Source organism: Clostridium transplantifaecale, assembly GCF_900626075.1.
Lineage (GTDB): Bacteria > Bacillota > Clostridia > Lachnospirales > Lachnospiraceae > Otoolea > Otoolea transplantifaecalis.
The window spans coordinates 259,037-274,954 of record NZ_UYZY01000005.1; the positions used below are offsets into that span (position 1 = coordinate 259,037).

At 48.5% G+C, this 15,918-nt stretch carries 11 protein-coding genes and 1 riboswitch; all 11 genes read left to right on the forward strand.

Annotation, left to right across the window (positions count from 1 at the left end):
- Positions 1-21: 21 nt before the first annotated feature.
- The 11 genes from EJL91_RS18540 to EJL91_RS18590 all read left to right on the forward strand — a co-directional run bounded on the left by EJL91_RS18540 (position 22) and on the right by EJL91_RS18590 (position 15,877).
- Positions 22-2,946, forward strand: coding sequence for a hybrid sensor histidine kinase/response regulator (locus EJL91_RS18540; RefSeq protein ID WP_125143447.1), 2,925 nt, complete (start codon positions 22-24; stop codon positions 2,944-2,946).
- On the forward strand, positions 2,922-4,220 hold the full coding sequence (locus tag EJL91_RS18545) for an ABC transporter substrate-binding protein (RefSeq protein WP_125143448.1): 1,299 nt from the start codon (positions 2,922-2,924) through the stop codon (positions 4,218-4,220). The genes EJL91_RS18540 and EJL91_RS18545 overlap by 25 nt, the downstream gene beginning before the upstream one ends.
- Before the next feature lie 557 nt (positions 4,221-4,777).
- Entirely contained in the window at positions 4,778-5,050 is a 273-nt protein-coding gene (locus EJL91_RS18550; RefSeq protein ID WP_243125475.1) for a DUF3781 domain-containing protein, read from the forward strand.
- A 231-nt stretch (positions 5,051-5,281) separates the two neighbouring features.
- Positions 5,282-6,940, forward strand: coding sequence for a putative bifunctional diguanylate cyclase/phosphodiesterase (locus EJL91_RS18555; protein WP_125143450.1), 1,659 nt, complete (start codon positions 5,282-5,284; stop codon positions 6,938-6,940).
- Between the two features lie 30 nt (positions 6,941-6,970).
- Entirely contained in the window at positions 6,971-8,560 is a 1,590-nt protein-coding gene (locus EJL91_RS18560) for a sensor domain-containing diguanylate cyclase (protein ID WP_125143451.1), read from the forward strand.
- Positions 8,561-8,660: 100 nt separating this feature from the next.
- Positions 8,661-9,071 (forward strand): hypothetical protein, encoded by a 411-nt coding sequence (locus EJL91_RS18565; RefSeq protein ID WP_125143452.1) that lies wholly within the window; start codon positions 8,661-8,663, stop codon positions 9,069-9,071.
- Positions 9,072-9,484: 413 nt separating this feature from the next.
- Positions 9,485-10,246, forward strand: a complete 762-nt coding sequence (locus tag EJL91_RS18570) for a class I SAM-dependent methyltransferase (RefSeq protein ID WP_125143453.1) — start codon at positions 9,485-9,487, stop codon at positions 10,244-10,246.
- Positions 10,247-10,374: 128 nt separating this feature from the next.
- The gene (xylB, locus tag EJL91_RS18575) at positions 10,375-11,856 is read left to right on the forward strand and encodes a xylulokinase (protein ID WP_125143454.1); all 1,482 of its coding nucleotides are present in this window, start codon (positions 10,375-10,377) and stop codon (positions 11,854-11,856) included.
- A 163-nt stretch (positions 11,857-12,019) separates the two neighbouring features.
- Positions 12,020-12,227: riboswitch (cobalamin riboswitch) on the forward strand.
- A 270-nt stretch (positions 12,228-12,497) separates the two neighbouring features.
- Positions 12,498-13,529: a sirohydrochlorin cobaltochelatase gene (locus EJL91_RS18580; RefSeq protein WP_125143455.1), complete on the forward strand. Its 1,032-nt coding sequence runs from the start codon at positions 12,498-12,500 to the stop codon at positions 13,527-13,529.
- Between the two features lie 90 nt (positions 13,530-13,619).
- Entirely contained in the window at positions 13,620-14,597 is a 978-nt protein-coding gene (locus tag EJL91_RS18585) for a hypothetical protein (protein ID WP_125143456.1), read from the forward strand.
- A gap of 5 nt (positions 14,598-14,602) precedes the next feature.
- Entirely contained in the window at positions 14,603-15,877 is a 1,275-nt protein-coding gene (locus tag EJL91_RS18590) for an ABC transporter substrate-binding protein (protein WP_423243457.1), read from the forward strand.
- Positions 15,878-15,918: the final 41 nt, after the last annotated feature.

Sequence of the window (15,918 nt, forward strand, 5' to 3'; positions counted from 1 at the left end):
CCGTAATGTTGAGGAGAAAATATGAAGGGGTATAAAAAACGCTCTATAATCATTTTATCAGGTGTTGTCGTACTTTTGCTGTTGAGTGCGGTATTTATGTTTATCATGCTTGGCCGTATTACGGAAAAAATGGAACATAGTTCCAATCAGAGAATGCTTGACTCCACAAGGATCGTGCAAAGCAGCATACGGCATCAGCTGCGCAATGATGAGGAACGTTTAAATTCCTTTGCCGGTCTGTATGCATTAAGCGGCGATTCTTTAGAACCGGGCAGCATCCTTGCTAATTATGCCAATGCGACGGACTTCTACCGGTTCTTTTACATAGATCTAAACGGCGCCGGTATCGACAGCACCGGTGAGGCGGTAGATGCCGGTTCTCTGCCTTTTGAGGAGACGGCTCTGTCGAAGGGGCAGAATGGCTATTCTGATGCATATATCGGCGACAGCGGACGTCTGCAAATTACGTTTCAGTCTCCCGTTTGGCTGGATGGTGAACAGATCGGCGCACTCTACGCGGATAAGACGCTGTCCAGCTATCGGGATCCATCCCTTTTCACATTCAGCGGCGGCGCCGGGTATGCTTTTATTGTGGATGGCAGCGGTTTCTGGCTGATTGAAAGCACGGGCTCGGAGACGGATGATGTTTATGCTTTCCTGGGAGAAAATGGGAATGGCCCTGTCATTCAGGAAACATTGAGGGATTTGTTACGGAACAATCGGGCCGGAACGATGGATATAAAATTCCATGGAGAGGACAGCATTCTATGCTTTCTCCCAAAGGGAAATTCATATAAATGGTATCTTCTTTCAATCATGCCGAAAAGTGTCCTGCAACAGGAATCATCTGAAATAATCAATATGGTAGTTATTTCGTTTGCCGAGCTTGCAGGTGCCCTGCTGTTGATTACGGTGCTGCTTCTCGGCCGTGAATCCATGAAAGGGAGGGAACAGGGACGCATTTACAGGGAACGTCTTTTTCAAAATATTTCCTCCAATATTGATTTTGCTTTCCTTCTTTATACGCCTTCCGGCCGGAGAGTAGAAATGGTGTCAAATAACGTCGATGCATTATATGATGTCGAACCGGAACAGGTCGCTGCCCGGCCGGATATTCTGTTCGAACGGTGCGGAGTGCCGGAGAACGATGAATATCGGAATGCATTTCTAACCGGTGGTCTCAAAGAGAACATACAGAAAGAATACCGGACAGGTACGGAAGATGAACTTCAGAGATGGACGGAGGTGCACTTCCTTCTGGCGGACAACGGGCAGTATCTGGCAGTACTGAGGGATACAACAAGGGAACATCATATGCGGGCAGATTTGGCAGACGCCCTGTTGCAGTCTCAGGAAAATAACCGGGCCAGAACGGCCTTCTTTTCGTCCATGTCCCATGATATCCGCACCCCGATGAACGGAATCATAGGCATGACTGCAATCGCCCGGGTGAATCTTGGCAACCGGGAAAAGGTGGAAGACTGCCTTGATAAGATTTCCGCAGCATCGGATCATCTGCTTGCCCTGATTAATGAAGTGCTTGATATGTCACGGATCGAGAGCGGAAAACTCAGCTTAAAGTGTGAACCGGTCAATTTACCGGAACTGATTTCCAACGTGCTGCTCCTGATTAAACCGGAATTAATGAAAAAAGGCCACACGATGATCGTTAAATCTTCCGTGCTGGATTATGATTTTGTTATGGGGGACGCGCTGCATATACAGAAAATTCTTATGAATCTGCTATCTAATGCCGTCAAATATACCCCGGATGGCGGTGAGATATCCGTCGGGTTAAGGGAGAGAAAACGAAAAGACCGAATGATCGACATTATTTTCGAGGTGGAGGATAACGGAATCGGCATGGAGGAAGATTTTGTGCAGCGTATTTTTATCCCGTTTGAAAGGGCGGAGGACAACCGTCTCAGTAAGATTACCGGCACCGGGCTGGGAATGGCAATTACGAAAAATATCATCGATATTATGGGCGGTACAATCAACGTTGAGAGTATACCCGGCGCCGGCTCCAGATTCACAGTCATCCTGTCCCTGCCGCTGTCGGAATCCGGTGGTGTGGAGACTGAATCCCTGGCCGGATATACCGTTCTCGTTGTGGACGACAGTTCTGATACATGTGAAGGAATACAAACCATGTTAAAGGAGGCGGGCGTCTCTGTGGACTGCTCATTGAGCGGCCGTGAGGCGGTAGAGGCGGCAGAGAGGGCCCATCGGGCGGGCAGTGACTATTTTGCAGTTATTGTGGACTGGAAGATGCCGGAGATGGATGGGATAGAGACCACGCGCCGTATCCGTGAAAAACTCGGATCAGACATACCAATCATCCTGCTGTCCGCCTACAACTGGGAAGAGGTGGAGCAAGAGGCCTTAGAGGCAGGAATCAACGGATTTCTTACAAAACCCATATTCCGTTCGGAACTGATACAGAAACTGCGGTTGTATATCATGGGGACTTCCGGGAAAATCCAGGAAGCTTCCAGTCCGATGCCACAGTATCAGTTTAAGGGGTTTCGAATCCTTCTGGCGGAGGACAATGAGCTTAACCGCGATATCGCCGTGGAACTTCTTAATTTAGCAGGAATTGAAGTGGACAGCGCAGAGAACGGCCTGCAGGCGGTCAGGAAGATAGAACAGCGGGAAGCTGGATATTTCGATATGGTTTTAATGGATATCCATATGCCGGTGATGGACGGGCTGGAGGCGGCAAAGAAAATCAGGGAACTTCCCGGCCTTGATAAGAACGATATTCCGATTATTGCCATGACTGCCGATGCATTTGAGGAGGATATCCAGAGATGTAAGGATGCGGGGATGGACGGCCATATTGCTAAGCCGGTTAACATTGAAAAGATGTTTGCAATAATCAGGATGTACTATGATAGAAAAGTGGGGGGACAGGGAAAATGCAAAAAAGAAGATCCGGATTAGTCACAGCCGCCCTGGTGCTCTGCCTGCTTTGCGGCGGCTGCACGGGAGCGGAGAAGAATCCCAAAGTTTACCTGGATGAGAATGAAGCGGAGGTTGCGGTATCTCTGTTTGCCCAGGGGGCGGATATATCTGACCTAATTAATGACTGCTGTACCAATGTTATCAATCCCAAATATGACATTAATCTCATTGTGTACAGCGATTATGCCAATTTTTATGCAGATGAAGGATATTCCTACCGGGAGCTGCTGTTAAAGCGGTTGGAGAGTGGACTGCCGGACGACCTTTATGTTATAACGGCGGAAGATGTGCTGGAGATTGACAGGAAGGGCTATATTTATGATTTGTCCGCTCTTGCGTGTATTAATAATCTGTCCGAAGATGCTCTCCAGCAGAGTACATGCAATGGGAAAGTGTTTTCGGTTCCCTTATCCTATACAAGTTTCGGCCTGCTCTGGAATGTGGACATGCTTCACCGATACGGTCTGGAAATACCGGAGAATGTGGACGAGTTCTGGAACGTATGCGAAACACTGAAACAAAACGGGATTCTTCCCTACGGAGGCAACCGAGATTTTGGAATCAGTGTCCCGGCTATGTGTGCGGGATTGGGGCCGCTGTATCGTAATCCTAAAAGTGAGGAACTGGTGGAAGCGCTGGCCGACGGCGAAACTTCTGTCAGCACCTATATGAAAGACGGCTTCCAGTTTCTTCAGACTATGATAGAAAATGAATACCTGGATGTGGAAAGGACTCTTACCACGCTGCCGAATACGGAGGAAGAAATATCCTTTTTTGCAGAGGAGAAATGTGCTTTTATCAGTTCTATCTGCCGTAAAACGGCGTTTTCACAGGATTTTCCTTTTGAAGTGGAGATGACGGCGCTGCCCGTTCTTCCGGATGGCGCTGTCTGTGTTGTAGGGGCGGATCAGAGGCTGGCCGTAAATCCAAGATCCGATCGTTTAAATGAGGCATTGATGATAGTGGAAAACATGTGCACGATCGAAACGTTGAACGGAGTTGCAGAACGATTGGGCAAGGTTTCTTCGGCACAGGGAAATAAAGCGGCAACCCTGCCGCAGGCCGACAGGCTTGTAGCATGCCTTTCTGCCGGCCGCCAGGTTCCTAACCAGGATTTTTCACTGCATTTTAATACCTGGAATACCATTAAAGAACTGTGCGTCAAGCTCTGCGAAGGCGCAAGTGTGGACGAGGTATGCAGGGAATACGACGGGCGTCAGATACAGGAAATTGCTCTGTACGGGAATAAATAAAACCTGTTATTTAGCTGTCAGGAGAACCAGACTGCATATCAGGGTTAACAAATGGCGCCGCCGTGTATGGTAAATTACGGTGAGATATGTATCACCGGAGAAAAAAGTGCAGAAAAAACATATATTCTGCCATTTTATCTGTCACAAACGTCACATTTGAAACGTTTAATAAATGGGAGTCCCCAACCCCGAGTATTTTTTTCATTTGTAAGAGCACCGGTTTCCTTCGGCCGGTGCTCCCTCTCCTTCAGGAAGAAGCCGGCAGGAGCAGGAACCGGGGGGCAGCCTATGAAGTTCGCGAAAAGCGCTCATCGTGTTATTGTTTACAGCGCAATGCGGTGTGAACAGCAACAAACAATAAAAGAATAATGCAGGCGGCAGGATATGATCTTGCCGCCTGTTTAAATGCCGGTTAAAATAAGAAGTAAATCCCATTGATCTATTCAGCGTCCGGCTGACGGAACCGTGCATATGCCCAATGAAGGTAACAAGAATGAAATGCTGAAGCTGATGAAAGACATATGCAGGGAATTCAACGAAGAGAGGAGAATGAAAATTTGATTGAAAAATCCGAATGTGAACTGATTTTAAATCTTGATAAATTGCATACGACGGAACTCGGGGTAAAACGGATCATAAGAAATCTGTCTTTAGACACGGAGGATGCGGTTGCCTGGTGCAGGGAGAAGATACAGGCCCCCGGAACCGTTATCTTTAGAAAAGGCAAGAACTGGTACGCGGACACGGGGAACTGTGAAATAACGGTAAATGCCTGCAGCTATACGATTATAACTGCCCATAAGATATCTACTGCCCATGAAATAAAATAAATACCGGCAAAGCCGCTTAAGGAGAACCGGTATCCGGGAGTGAAATTTCTTTTTCATAAGTGATTGAAACACGCCTGTCTTTTTGCTATAGTAGATCTAGATATTACCAAAAATGCGCTTTTTTTACCGGTTCTTAATAAGAAGCAGTTTTGGTTGGAAGAAAATTACGGGTATCTGTCCGAAGACTGATAAAATAAGAGAAATTGACAGAATACCTGTATGGAGGATGACATGCCGGACATGATAAAGCAAGAGATGTTTACAGCAAATACGATTATGGATCTGCTTTCCGAGACCACAGATGATTATTTATTCCTGTGGGATATTAAAAACGGAACTTTTTATATATCCGAAAATGCATTTGAAGATTTAGACATCGACCGCCTGATAGAGACAGATGTCGTAGCTGAATGGTCCAGGATTATGGTACCCGAAGATCTTCCCGTATGGCTTGAGGACATGGAACGAATCCAAAAAGGCGGCAGGGATTACCATGACATGGAGTACCGGGTCCGTAATAAATCCGGCCGTATCATCTGGGTTTCATGCAGGGGGACGGTAAAAAAAGATAATCAGAGCAGGCCTCTTTTCATGATTGGCAGGATCTCCAATATCGGGAGACAGAACAAATTCGACAATGTCACCGGGCTGAGGAACAGGAGCCAGTTTGAAATGGATCTGGAACTGCTTTTGAATCAGGACAGACCGGCTCGGGGAATCATAGTTGTTCTGGACATTGACAATTTTAGAAATATCAATGAGAAGCACGGTTACGCGTTTGGCGACCGTGTTCTCAATATTATTTCCACGCTGATTTCCTCGCTGCTGCCGGAAGGATGTCCGCTGTACCGTCTGGATGGAGACGAGTTTGTGTTCTTTATGCAGGGAGGTTCGGAAGAGAATGTCAGAGGAATTTATGAAAATATTCAGATATTTATAGGCAATCATTTCACGGTGGATGGGCAGCAGATTCCGGTATCCGTTTCAGCCGGAGCGTGTTTCTTCCCCAAAGACGGCATAACTTATCAGAAGCTGTTCAGAAATGCGGAGAATGCGGTTGAGATAGCCAAGATGAACGGTAAAAACCAGCTGGCTCTCTTTTCCGAGGACATCTATAAACGGAAGATGAGGATTATGGAACTTCAGGAGAGCCTGCATTCCTGTGTAAAGAACGGCTGCCGGGAGTTTGAAGTATATTATCAGCCTCAGGTGGAAGCAGAGACGGGAAAAGTGGTGGGGGCGGAAGCCCTGCTCCGCTGGCATTCGCCGGAACACGGGGAGGTTTCTCCGGTGGAATTCATTCCTCTTCTGGAGGAGAGCCGCTCTATTACTCAGGTCGGCAAATGGGTATTGGAGGAGAGCATCAGACAGCGTAAGATGTGGAAGAGCAGGTTCCCGGGATTTCTGATGAGTGTAAATGTCTCTTACATCCAGTTAAAAGAAAATGATTTGTTGGCATATCTGAGGGAAAAGTCCAAGGAAGGGCTGGAAGCGGAGCGGTTTATCCTGGAATTGACGGAAAGCTGCTGGGTGCCCAATTTACATATAATAAACCAGGAATTCAGAGGGCTTCAGGCTATGGGATTCGGAATAGCAATCGACGATTTCGGAACGGGATATTCTTCACTGAGCCATTTAAAAGGACTGCCTGCCAACGTTCTGAAGATTGACCGCAGTTTTATAAAGGGGATTGAGGAAGGCAGTTACGAATATATCTTTTTGGAGTACATTATCAAGCTTGCACACAGTATCTCAGCACTCGTCTGTGTGGAAGGTGTGGAAACGGAAACGGAGCTGGAGGTTGTGAGACAGGCGTCGCCTGATTATATACAGGGCTTTCTGTTCGGCAGACCTGTCAGCGCTTCGGAATTTGAACGTCTGTATCTGTAGGGCGCGCCGCAATAAGCGGGGAGGGGTCACATGTACCAATGCGAAAGTCAAATCACGATATTTGGCAGGAATCCGATGATTGAAACCGTGCTGGGCCGGCTTGAGCCTATGGAGCATTTTACCCATAAAATTGCTGCGGAATCCGCACCGGTGCCTGAATTACTGAAACAAAGCGATGTAGTGATCTGGAATCTGGAAGGGGAAACGCCGCCTTCTGAGATACGTACGATGTGCAAAGAGGGGGCGGTGCTGGTTTACTGCGCCTGGCATGAGGAAATTGATCATTTTTCATCCCCTGATTTAGAGGCTGCAGATGAATTTTGGGAGCTGCCGCTGAACGGGGAGCGGGTCAGGATCAGCCTGGCACGTATCATGGAGCGGATTAAGCTCCGCTATGACTTATATATGACACAGACTTATCTGGATACGGCTATTGACAGTATCCCGGATATGCTGTGGTTTAAGTCCCTTAAAGGAACCCATGTAAAGGTCAATAAGGCATTTTGCACAGTTGTGGGAAAGACAAGGGAGGATGTGACGGGGCGGGATCACTGCTATATTTGGGGAGTTTCCCCGGATGATCTGGAGAACGGAGAGGCGTCCTGCCGAGAGTCTGAGGATGCGGTAATTAAGGCGCTCCACACACTGCAGTTTACCGAGGCGGTAAAGTGTTCCAGGGGTCTGCGCCAGCTGCGCACCTATAAAACACCGATCCTGGACAGAGACGGAAAAACGGTTCTGGGAACCGTTGGAATCGGCCACGATGTCACGGATCTTGTCAATATGAGCGCGGAGATGGAAATTCTTCTCCAGAGTATGCCTTATGCAATTCTTTTATGGAATAACTGCGGGAAAATTATTAATGCCAATATGAAGTTTGAGGAATATTTCCATACGGACAGGCAGTCGGTCATTGGACATGACTATAATGAGTGGACGGCGCACGCGTTTGAAGAAAGGCATTCAATTAACAGCGAAGGATATGTCGAAGCCAAGGTAAGAATTGAGGACGGTTCCGGCAAGATGCTTGAAATCCACGAAAGTTCCATCTACGATGTGTTTCATAATGTGGCCGGAAAGCTGTGTATCTTCCGCGATGTAACGGTGGAACGTGATTTGGAACGGCAGATACGCCACAGCTCCAATACGGATTTTCTGACCGGGCTTTACAACAGGCGGTGTTTTTACCAGTATATCCATAATAACCGCGGCGATAAGACGGTCAGCCTGATGTACATTGATCTTGACCGTTTTAAAGAAGTCAATGATACCCGCGGCCATAAGGTGGGGGATGCGGTATTAATGTGCACCGCAAAGATTCTTATTGATTTCTTCCCGGATGATTTTGTGGCCAGGCTGGGCGGAGATGAATTCCTGATGGTTCGGCTGGGGGAATGCAGCATCTCCCAATTGGAACAGGAGGCAGAACAGCTCATTAAAAAGATCCGGGACGATTTTTTCGGGAAGGAAGAAGTCGGCCGTTTATCAGCCAGTATCGGAATTGCCCAGAGCGCTGATCCGGAGATGGAAATCGATCTGCTGCTGCAGCGCAGCGACCAGGCCCTCTATCAGGCAAAAAATGAAGGTAAGTCCTGCTACCGAGTCTATCAGGAGAATTAATGCGGTGTAACATCCGGATGCGGCAATGCCGGACGAAGGTTTTCTTCTGTCGGATTTTGTGATATGATAGGGGAAAATGGGAAGGGAGAATATACATACCATGTATTTAAATTCAGAAGTGATCAGTGTGATAGTATCCATCGCCGCCGTAATAATCGCGGTATATGTCCTTATAAAGACAAACGGTTCCAGAGAGAGAAATTGCCGCAGCCTATATCTGTACGAGCAGTATGCCGGGAGCATTGGAAAATGCATTTCAGACAATACGCCCGAAAACAAAAAAGAGTATAAGGTGAATTACTATCAGCTGTACGTTTACATCGAGCCCACGCTCAGAACCCAGATGGAAACCATAGACGAACATATGGACGGCGGTGACATGGAGAGCGTAAAGGGCGAGTTATCCGAGTTGAGCAAAAAATATGGCGAGATATATGATATTACCCAATTCAGCCCACGGCGGAGAACGCAGAAGGGCAAAGCTTTAATACAGATTAATATCAATAAATGAATGCCTGTGGGCAGGGAACAACAGCGGAATCTGGAAGTAAAAGTGGAAGAAAACTAAATTTTTAAAATATTTTGAAAAAAGTTGTAAAAACCTGTCACAAAACAAAAATTAAAACGTTTATATAAGGTAGACTTTTCCAGGTCTATCTTATATTCTTTCAAGGAGCCAGGCTTAAACGCCTGGCTTCAACCCTATTCTGAGGAGAATTCCATCCTGAACATAATCCATTTTTCATTTGAATTATCTCCTTCAAACATTTCAGGTATACCATGAGCGGTTTATCCGATCCCGGTTAGAATGAGCAAAAATTTCGATAAATATATTCAAAATAAAGATTAGTTTTATCAAAACGAATCCTGTATAATGAAAGCAAACGGCAAAATAAAAAATTCCGGCCGTCAGGAGGTTGGGTTATGGATCTCAAATGGAACGCGGATAAATATACACAGGACTTTTCATTTGTGCACGAATATGGCAATGACGTCATTAAACTGATTGACATGGAGAACAGGACATCCGTACTGGATTTAGGATGCGGAAACGGAGCTCTTACAAACAGGCTGGCAGAGCTGGGGTTAAATGCAACCGGCCTGGATGCTTCTCCCGAACTGCTTAAAATCGCCGGGGAAACTTATCCAGAGCTTACTTTTTACCAGGGAGATGCGTCCGATTTTACACTTCCGGAAAAGGTAGATATCGTCTTTTCCAATGCGGTGCTTCACTGGATTGCCGAAGAAAAACAGACGGATGTGCTGCGCTGTGTGTACCGGGCGCTGAAAGACAACGGGCAGTTTGTCTTTGAATTTGGAGGATGCGGAAATAATGTCCTGATTCACGAGGCGCTCAGGCAGGCTTTTACAGACAGGGAACTTGCTTACAAAATGCCTTTTTATTTCCCTACCATCGGCGAATATGCCTCTTTGCTTGAAAAAACCGGCTTTAAAGTGGTTTACGCCGTATTATTTGACAGACCAACCGAACTGAAGGGGGACGACGGGCTGTATGACTGGATTGACATGTTTATAAAGACTCCCTTTGACGGAGCGGATAAAGAGGTGAGAAGTGAAATCATCAGTGATGCGGTGGAACGGCTGAAGGAAAAGCTGTACCGTGAAGGAAAATGGTATTCGGACTATGTCAGAATAAGATGTAAGGCGGTAAAGGATAAAGGTTAAAGAGACAGATAACAAAACTGTAAGTGCAGAAAAAGGCAAAGCGGGTTCACAGAAAAAATATGATTGCATTTTAAACAAGATGTGAAGAAGATGAGCAGATATGCCTGACACGCAGGGAGGAATAAAAGATGGCATCCATACTGGGAATTGATATCGGGACATCGGGAACAAAAGTTATGCTGCTGGACGAAAAGACAGGTGTCCTAGGAGTGGAGAGCGAGAAGTACGATGTTTCCATACCTCAGATCGGGTATTCGGAACAGGAGCCGGATTTGTGGTGGGAGGCTGTGCTGGCCTGTCTATCCCGCCTCGGGGAGAAGCACGGCAGGTATTTTGAAGCGGTCTCTGCCGTGGGATTTTCAGGGCAGATGCACGGTCTTGTGATGACAGACAGAAACGGCCGTCCGATTCGACCTGCCATCCTGTGGCAGGATCAGCGCTCGGGGGAAGAGTGTCTGGAGCTTGAAGAACGGATCCCGGAGCGGATCCGAACGGACAGCCTGCGCAACAGAATTTTTCCCGGATTTGCACTGCCGTCGCTTTGCTGGGTGAAAAAGCACGAACCGGAATGTTTTGACAGAATTTACAAAGTCATGCAGCCGAAAGATTATATCCGTTATAAGATGACCGGCTTATTTGGTGCGGAGGCCACAGATGCATCGGCTTCGCTGATGTTTGATATCGTAAAACGCGATTGGGCCTGGGAACTTCTCGGCTTGTGCGGCCTGCCGGAAGAAATCTTCCCGAAGTGCAGCGAGTCGGGTGCGGTTCAGGGACGGATAAGCCGCGAATGTGCTGCGCAGACGGGACTCGGTGAGTCGGTGCAGGTCATCTTCGGCCTGGGAGATCAACAGGCCCAAAGCATAGGGAACGGAGTGTTTAAAGAGGGTACCTTTATCTGTAATATCGGAACCGGGGGACAGGTATCTGCTTTTTCCAAAAATCCGGTCTACGACCCGTCGTTCCGGACCCAGACTTTCTGCCACGGCGTGAACGGGGGTTATACCATATACGGCGCGGTCCTGAACGCCGGGATGTCCCTCAAATGGCTGAAAGACAACATTCTGAAAGTGGAAGGCTTCGACATGCTGAATGCAATGGCAGGGGAGGTTCCCGCGGGAAGCGAGGGCCTGATTTTCCTGCCTTATCTGACAGGGGAACGGACTCCGCATATGGATACCCATGCCAGAGGGATGTTTTTCGGCCTCCATCTGGCCCACACGGGAAAACATATGGCGCGGTCCGTTATGGAGGGCGTAACCTTCGCGCTGCGTGACTGCATGGAAATTCTGGAACAGACGGGAAACCGCTGCGACCGGATCATATCCTCCGGAGGCGGGGCATCAAGTCCCGTGTGGCTGCAGATTCAGGCAGACATATTAGGAAAAGAGATTTTTGTCAGCAGTGTAACGGAGCAGGCCTGTCTCGGCGCCTGTCTTCTGGCCGGTGTGTCCGCGGGCCTGTTTACCGGCCTGGAGGAAGCCGCCGCACGGTTTGTGTCGATGAAGAAAGAGACATACAAACCGATTCCGGAAAACGTCCTGCTTTATGACCGGATTTATTCGTCATATCGGAGTCTGTACGGCAGAACGGCGGATTTAGTTGTCTAGCCGAGCTCTAAGTCCTCCTCTAAGATGGCGTCCGAGTCATATGAATGATTCTTCAGGCCGGGTCGGAATGGATCGCGATCGTCCCGGCTGCGTTCTTCGTTCTCAATCATCCCCCCTTAAGCATATTGCATTTTTAGGAATTCAGTGGTAGGATATAAAACATATCGAGTTAAGAACATCCGGTGCCGTTGTCCGTGTTTTGCGGATAGCGGGTAATAGGGAAACAGGTGAAAAACCTGTGCGATCTCGTCACTGTGAGTAAGGAGCGCGCAATCTGCGTTATGTATGGCCACTGATCCGGGTTGGATTGGGAAGGCGATTGCGTGTGCTGATGTACAAGTCAGGAAACCTGCCGGATGTTGGTACAGGAATAAACTTCCAAATCACGAGCAATTGGTTGTGCCGATTTACGGTTTTCAGGCCGCGAATCTCTGACTCAGACGGGAAAAAATCTTTTGCACCGGGGAAAATGCATCCTGCGGTGTGAACAACCGTGCATGTTTCTATGATGCAGGGTGATTTAGTGCCGCGTATTTGTGCGTGAGTGCCGCCGGTTTGAGATTCCATCAGAGGATGATGGCATATTCCTATACCTTCTATATTCCGATATCGTGTTGCAGAAAAAAAGGAGGATAAGGAACATGAAGATCAAAAAACTGGTGGCATTATTTGCATTTGCAGCTTTGTCGGCCGCAGTGGTGACAGGCTGTTCAAGCGGGCAGAAGGAAACGGCCGCGGACGTGACGGCGGAGACTGCGGAGGAGACCGCCACTGAGGAGGCTGCGGCCGCGGAGGAGACAGTGGAAGCGGAAGAAGAGGACGAAGAGAATTATGATACGGGGGATGCATCATTGGATAATGCCAGAAATCAGGATGGAATTGGTGAGAACGAACTTATGGTAGTCAGTTTTGGCACAAGCTACAATGACAGCAGACGTCTCACCGTAGGGGCAATCGAGAATGCAATGGAAAATGCATTTCCAGATTATTCCGTAAGAAGAGGTTTTACAAGCCAGATTATCATCGACCATGTTAAATCACGCGATAACATTGCTATCGACAATGTGGGCGAAGCGCTCGGCCGCGCGGTAGATAACGGAGTTAAGAACCTTGTGATTCAGCCTACTCATCTGATGAATGGCCTGGAATATACCGATCTTGTCAACGAGGTGGCTGAGTATTCCGATTCGTTTGAGAAAGTCGCAATAGGAGAACCGTTACTCACTTCCGATGATGATTTCAAAGCAGTTATCAAAGCTGTCACAGAGGCAACCGCTGAGTATGATGACGGAGAAACAGCCATCTGTTTCATGGGCCACGGCACGGAAGCGGATTCCAATCAGGTATATGCGAAGATGCAGGATATGCTGACGGAATCGGGATATAAGAATTACTTTGTAGGCACCGTAGAGGCAGCGCCAAGTCTGGATGACGTCCTTGGGGCAGTCAAGAAGGGTGAATACAAAAAGGTGGTTTTAGAGCCTCTTATGATAGTTGCAGGCGATCACGCCAACAACGATATGGCAGGCGACGAGGAAGGTTCCTGGAAAACGGCGTTTGAGGGCGCAGGTTATGAAGTGACCTGCCTTGTCCGCGGACTCGGTGAGATGGAGCCGATTCAGCAGCTTTTTGTAGAGCATGCAAAGGCAGCAGTGGACAGCCTGAATAAGTAATAACGGAAACTGGAATAAGAGAAATAAATCAGGAAGAAAAACGGGCGGTCGGGATATTTTACTGATCGCCCTTTTAAAGGTGGAAGACAGATGAGAATTCAGAGAAAAGGGTGGCCGGCGGCGTTTCTGGCTCTGTGCCTCCTGACGGCAGGCTGCGGTTCCAAAACACCGGCCGCAGATGCGGGAAAGATGGTATCAGAGACGGTGGGATCCGGCGCGGATGAAAGTAAAAGCTCCGGCGGGGAGACACTGGGAGAATCCGGCGCAGCGTCGGAACAGGGAGATGACAGACTTGCCTCGGCTCAGGAGACCGGCAGTCAGATAGACGTTGTGCAGGCCGGAATGGAGCCCGTTTACGGCAGCGAAGTAAAGGACGGCGTTTACTTTGTAAAGGTGGATTCCAGTTCCAGCATGTTCCGGATTGAGGAATGTGAGCTTACGGTAAAAGAGGGCGCGATGAGCGCGGTGATGTCCATGAGCGGAACCGGATACTCGAAGGTATATTTGGGAACGGGAGAGAAGGCCGTAAAGGCGTCGGAGGAAGACTATATTCCGTACACGGAGCTTGCGGACGGAACCAACACATTTGAAATTCCGGTTAAGGCCCTGGATATGGGGATTGACTTAAGCGCATTCAGTAAAAGGAAGGAAAAATGGTATGACCGTGTCCTGGTGTTCCGTGCCGATTCCCTTCCGTCCGCTGCGTTTGCGGACGGGAAGATTGCCACGGTGGAGAGCCTTAAGCTCACAGACGGAAATTATACGGCGGCTGTTACCCTGGACGGCGGCTCCGGCAGGGCGTCTGTGGAATCTCCGGCCGCTGTCCGGGTGGAGAACGGCAAGGCCTTTGCAACGGTTGTCTGGGGCAGTTCCAATTATGATTACATGAAGGTGGACGGCGTGAAATACGAGCTGAAAAATAAAGAAGGAAATTCAACTTTCGAAATTCCCATCGGAGGCTTCGACTGGAAAATAGCGGTCATTGCGGACACGATAGCCATGAGTGAGCCTCACGAGATTGAATATACGCTGACCTTTGATTCCTCCACTCTGAAAAAGGCTGAATAATGAGAATGAAAAAATATTTATCCATTTTTGTAATGGGGGCGCTTTTGTGCTTTGCCTGCGGCTGCTCTTCACCGGGTGGGACAGTGTCCGGAACGGCCCGGGGGCAGTCCGCCGCAGAAGAGGCATCCGCAGGCCAGACCGATGCGGAAGGGCCATCTTCAGGGCAGACCGATGCAGAAGGAGTATCTTCAGAACGGACAGCCGCGGAACAGGCCGGTTTTCAGGAGGAACGCTTAAACAATCTGAAGTTCGATCACAGCATGGAGCTTCTCTATGCGGATCAGTTTTCCGTGGACTATTATGAGGGCGGGTTCATTCTGATTTCAATCAGGAACAGCGGCCGTTTTCTCGTTGTACCGGAGTATTGTGAGCCTCCGGCCGCTCTTCCTGATGACGTGACGGTGCTCAGGCAGCCGCTTGAAAACATTTATCTGGCGGCCACCTCGGCAATGGATTTGTTCCGCAGCCTGGATGCCGTCGATCGGATAACACTCTCCGCTCTGGATGTCTCCGGCTGGTATATCGGGGAGGCGAGAGAAGCGCTGGAAGAGGGAAGGATGTTTTATGCAGGCAAATACCGCACGCCGGATTATGAACTGATTCTTTCCAAATCATGCGGCCTGGCGGTGGAATCTACGATGATTAACCATTCCCCCGAGGTGAAAGAACAGCTTGAAAAACTGGGAATCCCCGTTCTGGTGGAACGTTCCAGCTATGAGAGCCATCCTCTGGGAAGGATGGAGTGGATGAAACTTTATGGGGCTCTGCTGGGAAAAGAGGAACTGGCGGAGGCGCGTTTCGACGAACAGATGGAGCATCTGGCCGGTGTGTTGGAACAAAAAAACACAGGGAAAACAGTGGCATTTTTCTATATCAGCTCAAACGGATATGTGAATGTGCGTAAACCGGGGGATTACGTGGCACGTATGATAGATATGGCGGGGGGAACCTATGTCCCTCAGAATATCAAGACGGATCAAAACGCACTGTCCACAATGAACATGCAGATGGAGGCGTTTTATGCCGCGGCGAAAGAGGCGGACTATATTATCTACAACAGCGCCATTGACGGTGAGATTAAATCCGTCGATGAGCTTCTTGCAAAAAGCGGACTTCTGGCGGATTTCAAGGCCGTGAAAGAAGGGCATGTATGGTGCACGGAGAAAAACATGTTCCAGGAAACCACGGGTCTGGGAGATATGATAGTGGACATTCACACAATACTGACCGAAGACAGTCCGGAACCAGACAAAATGACATACATATACAGGCTCAAATAGCAGGCCGCAGACATGTCTGCCGGCCAAATAGGAGTTTAACA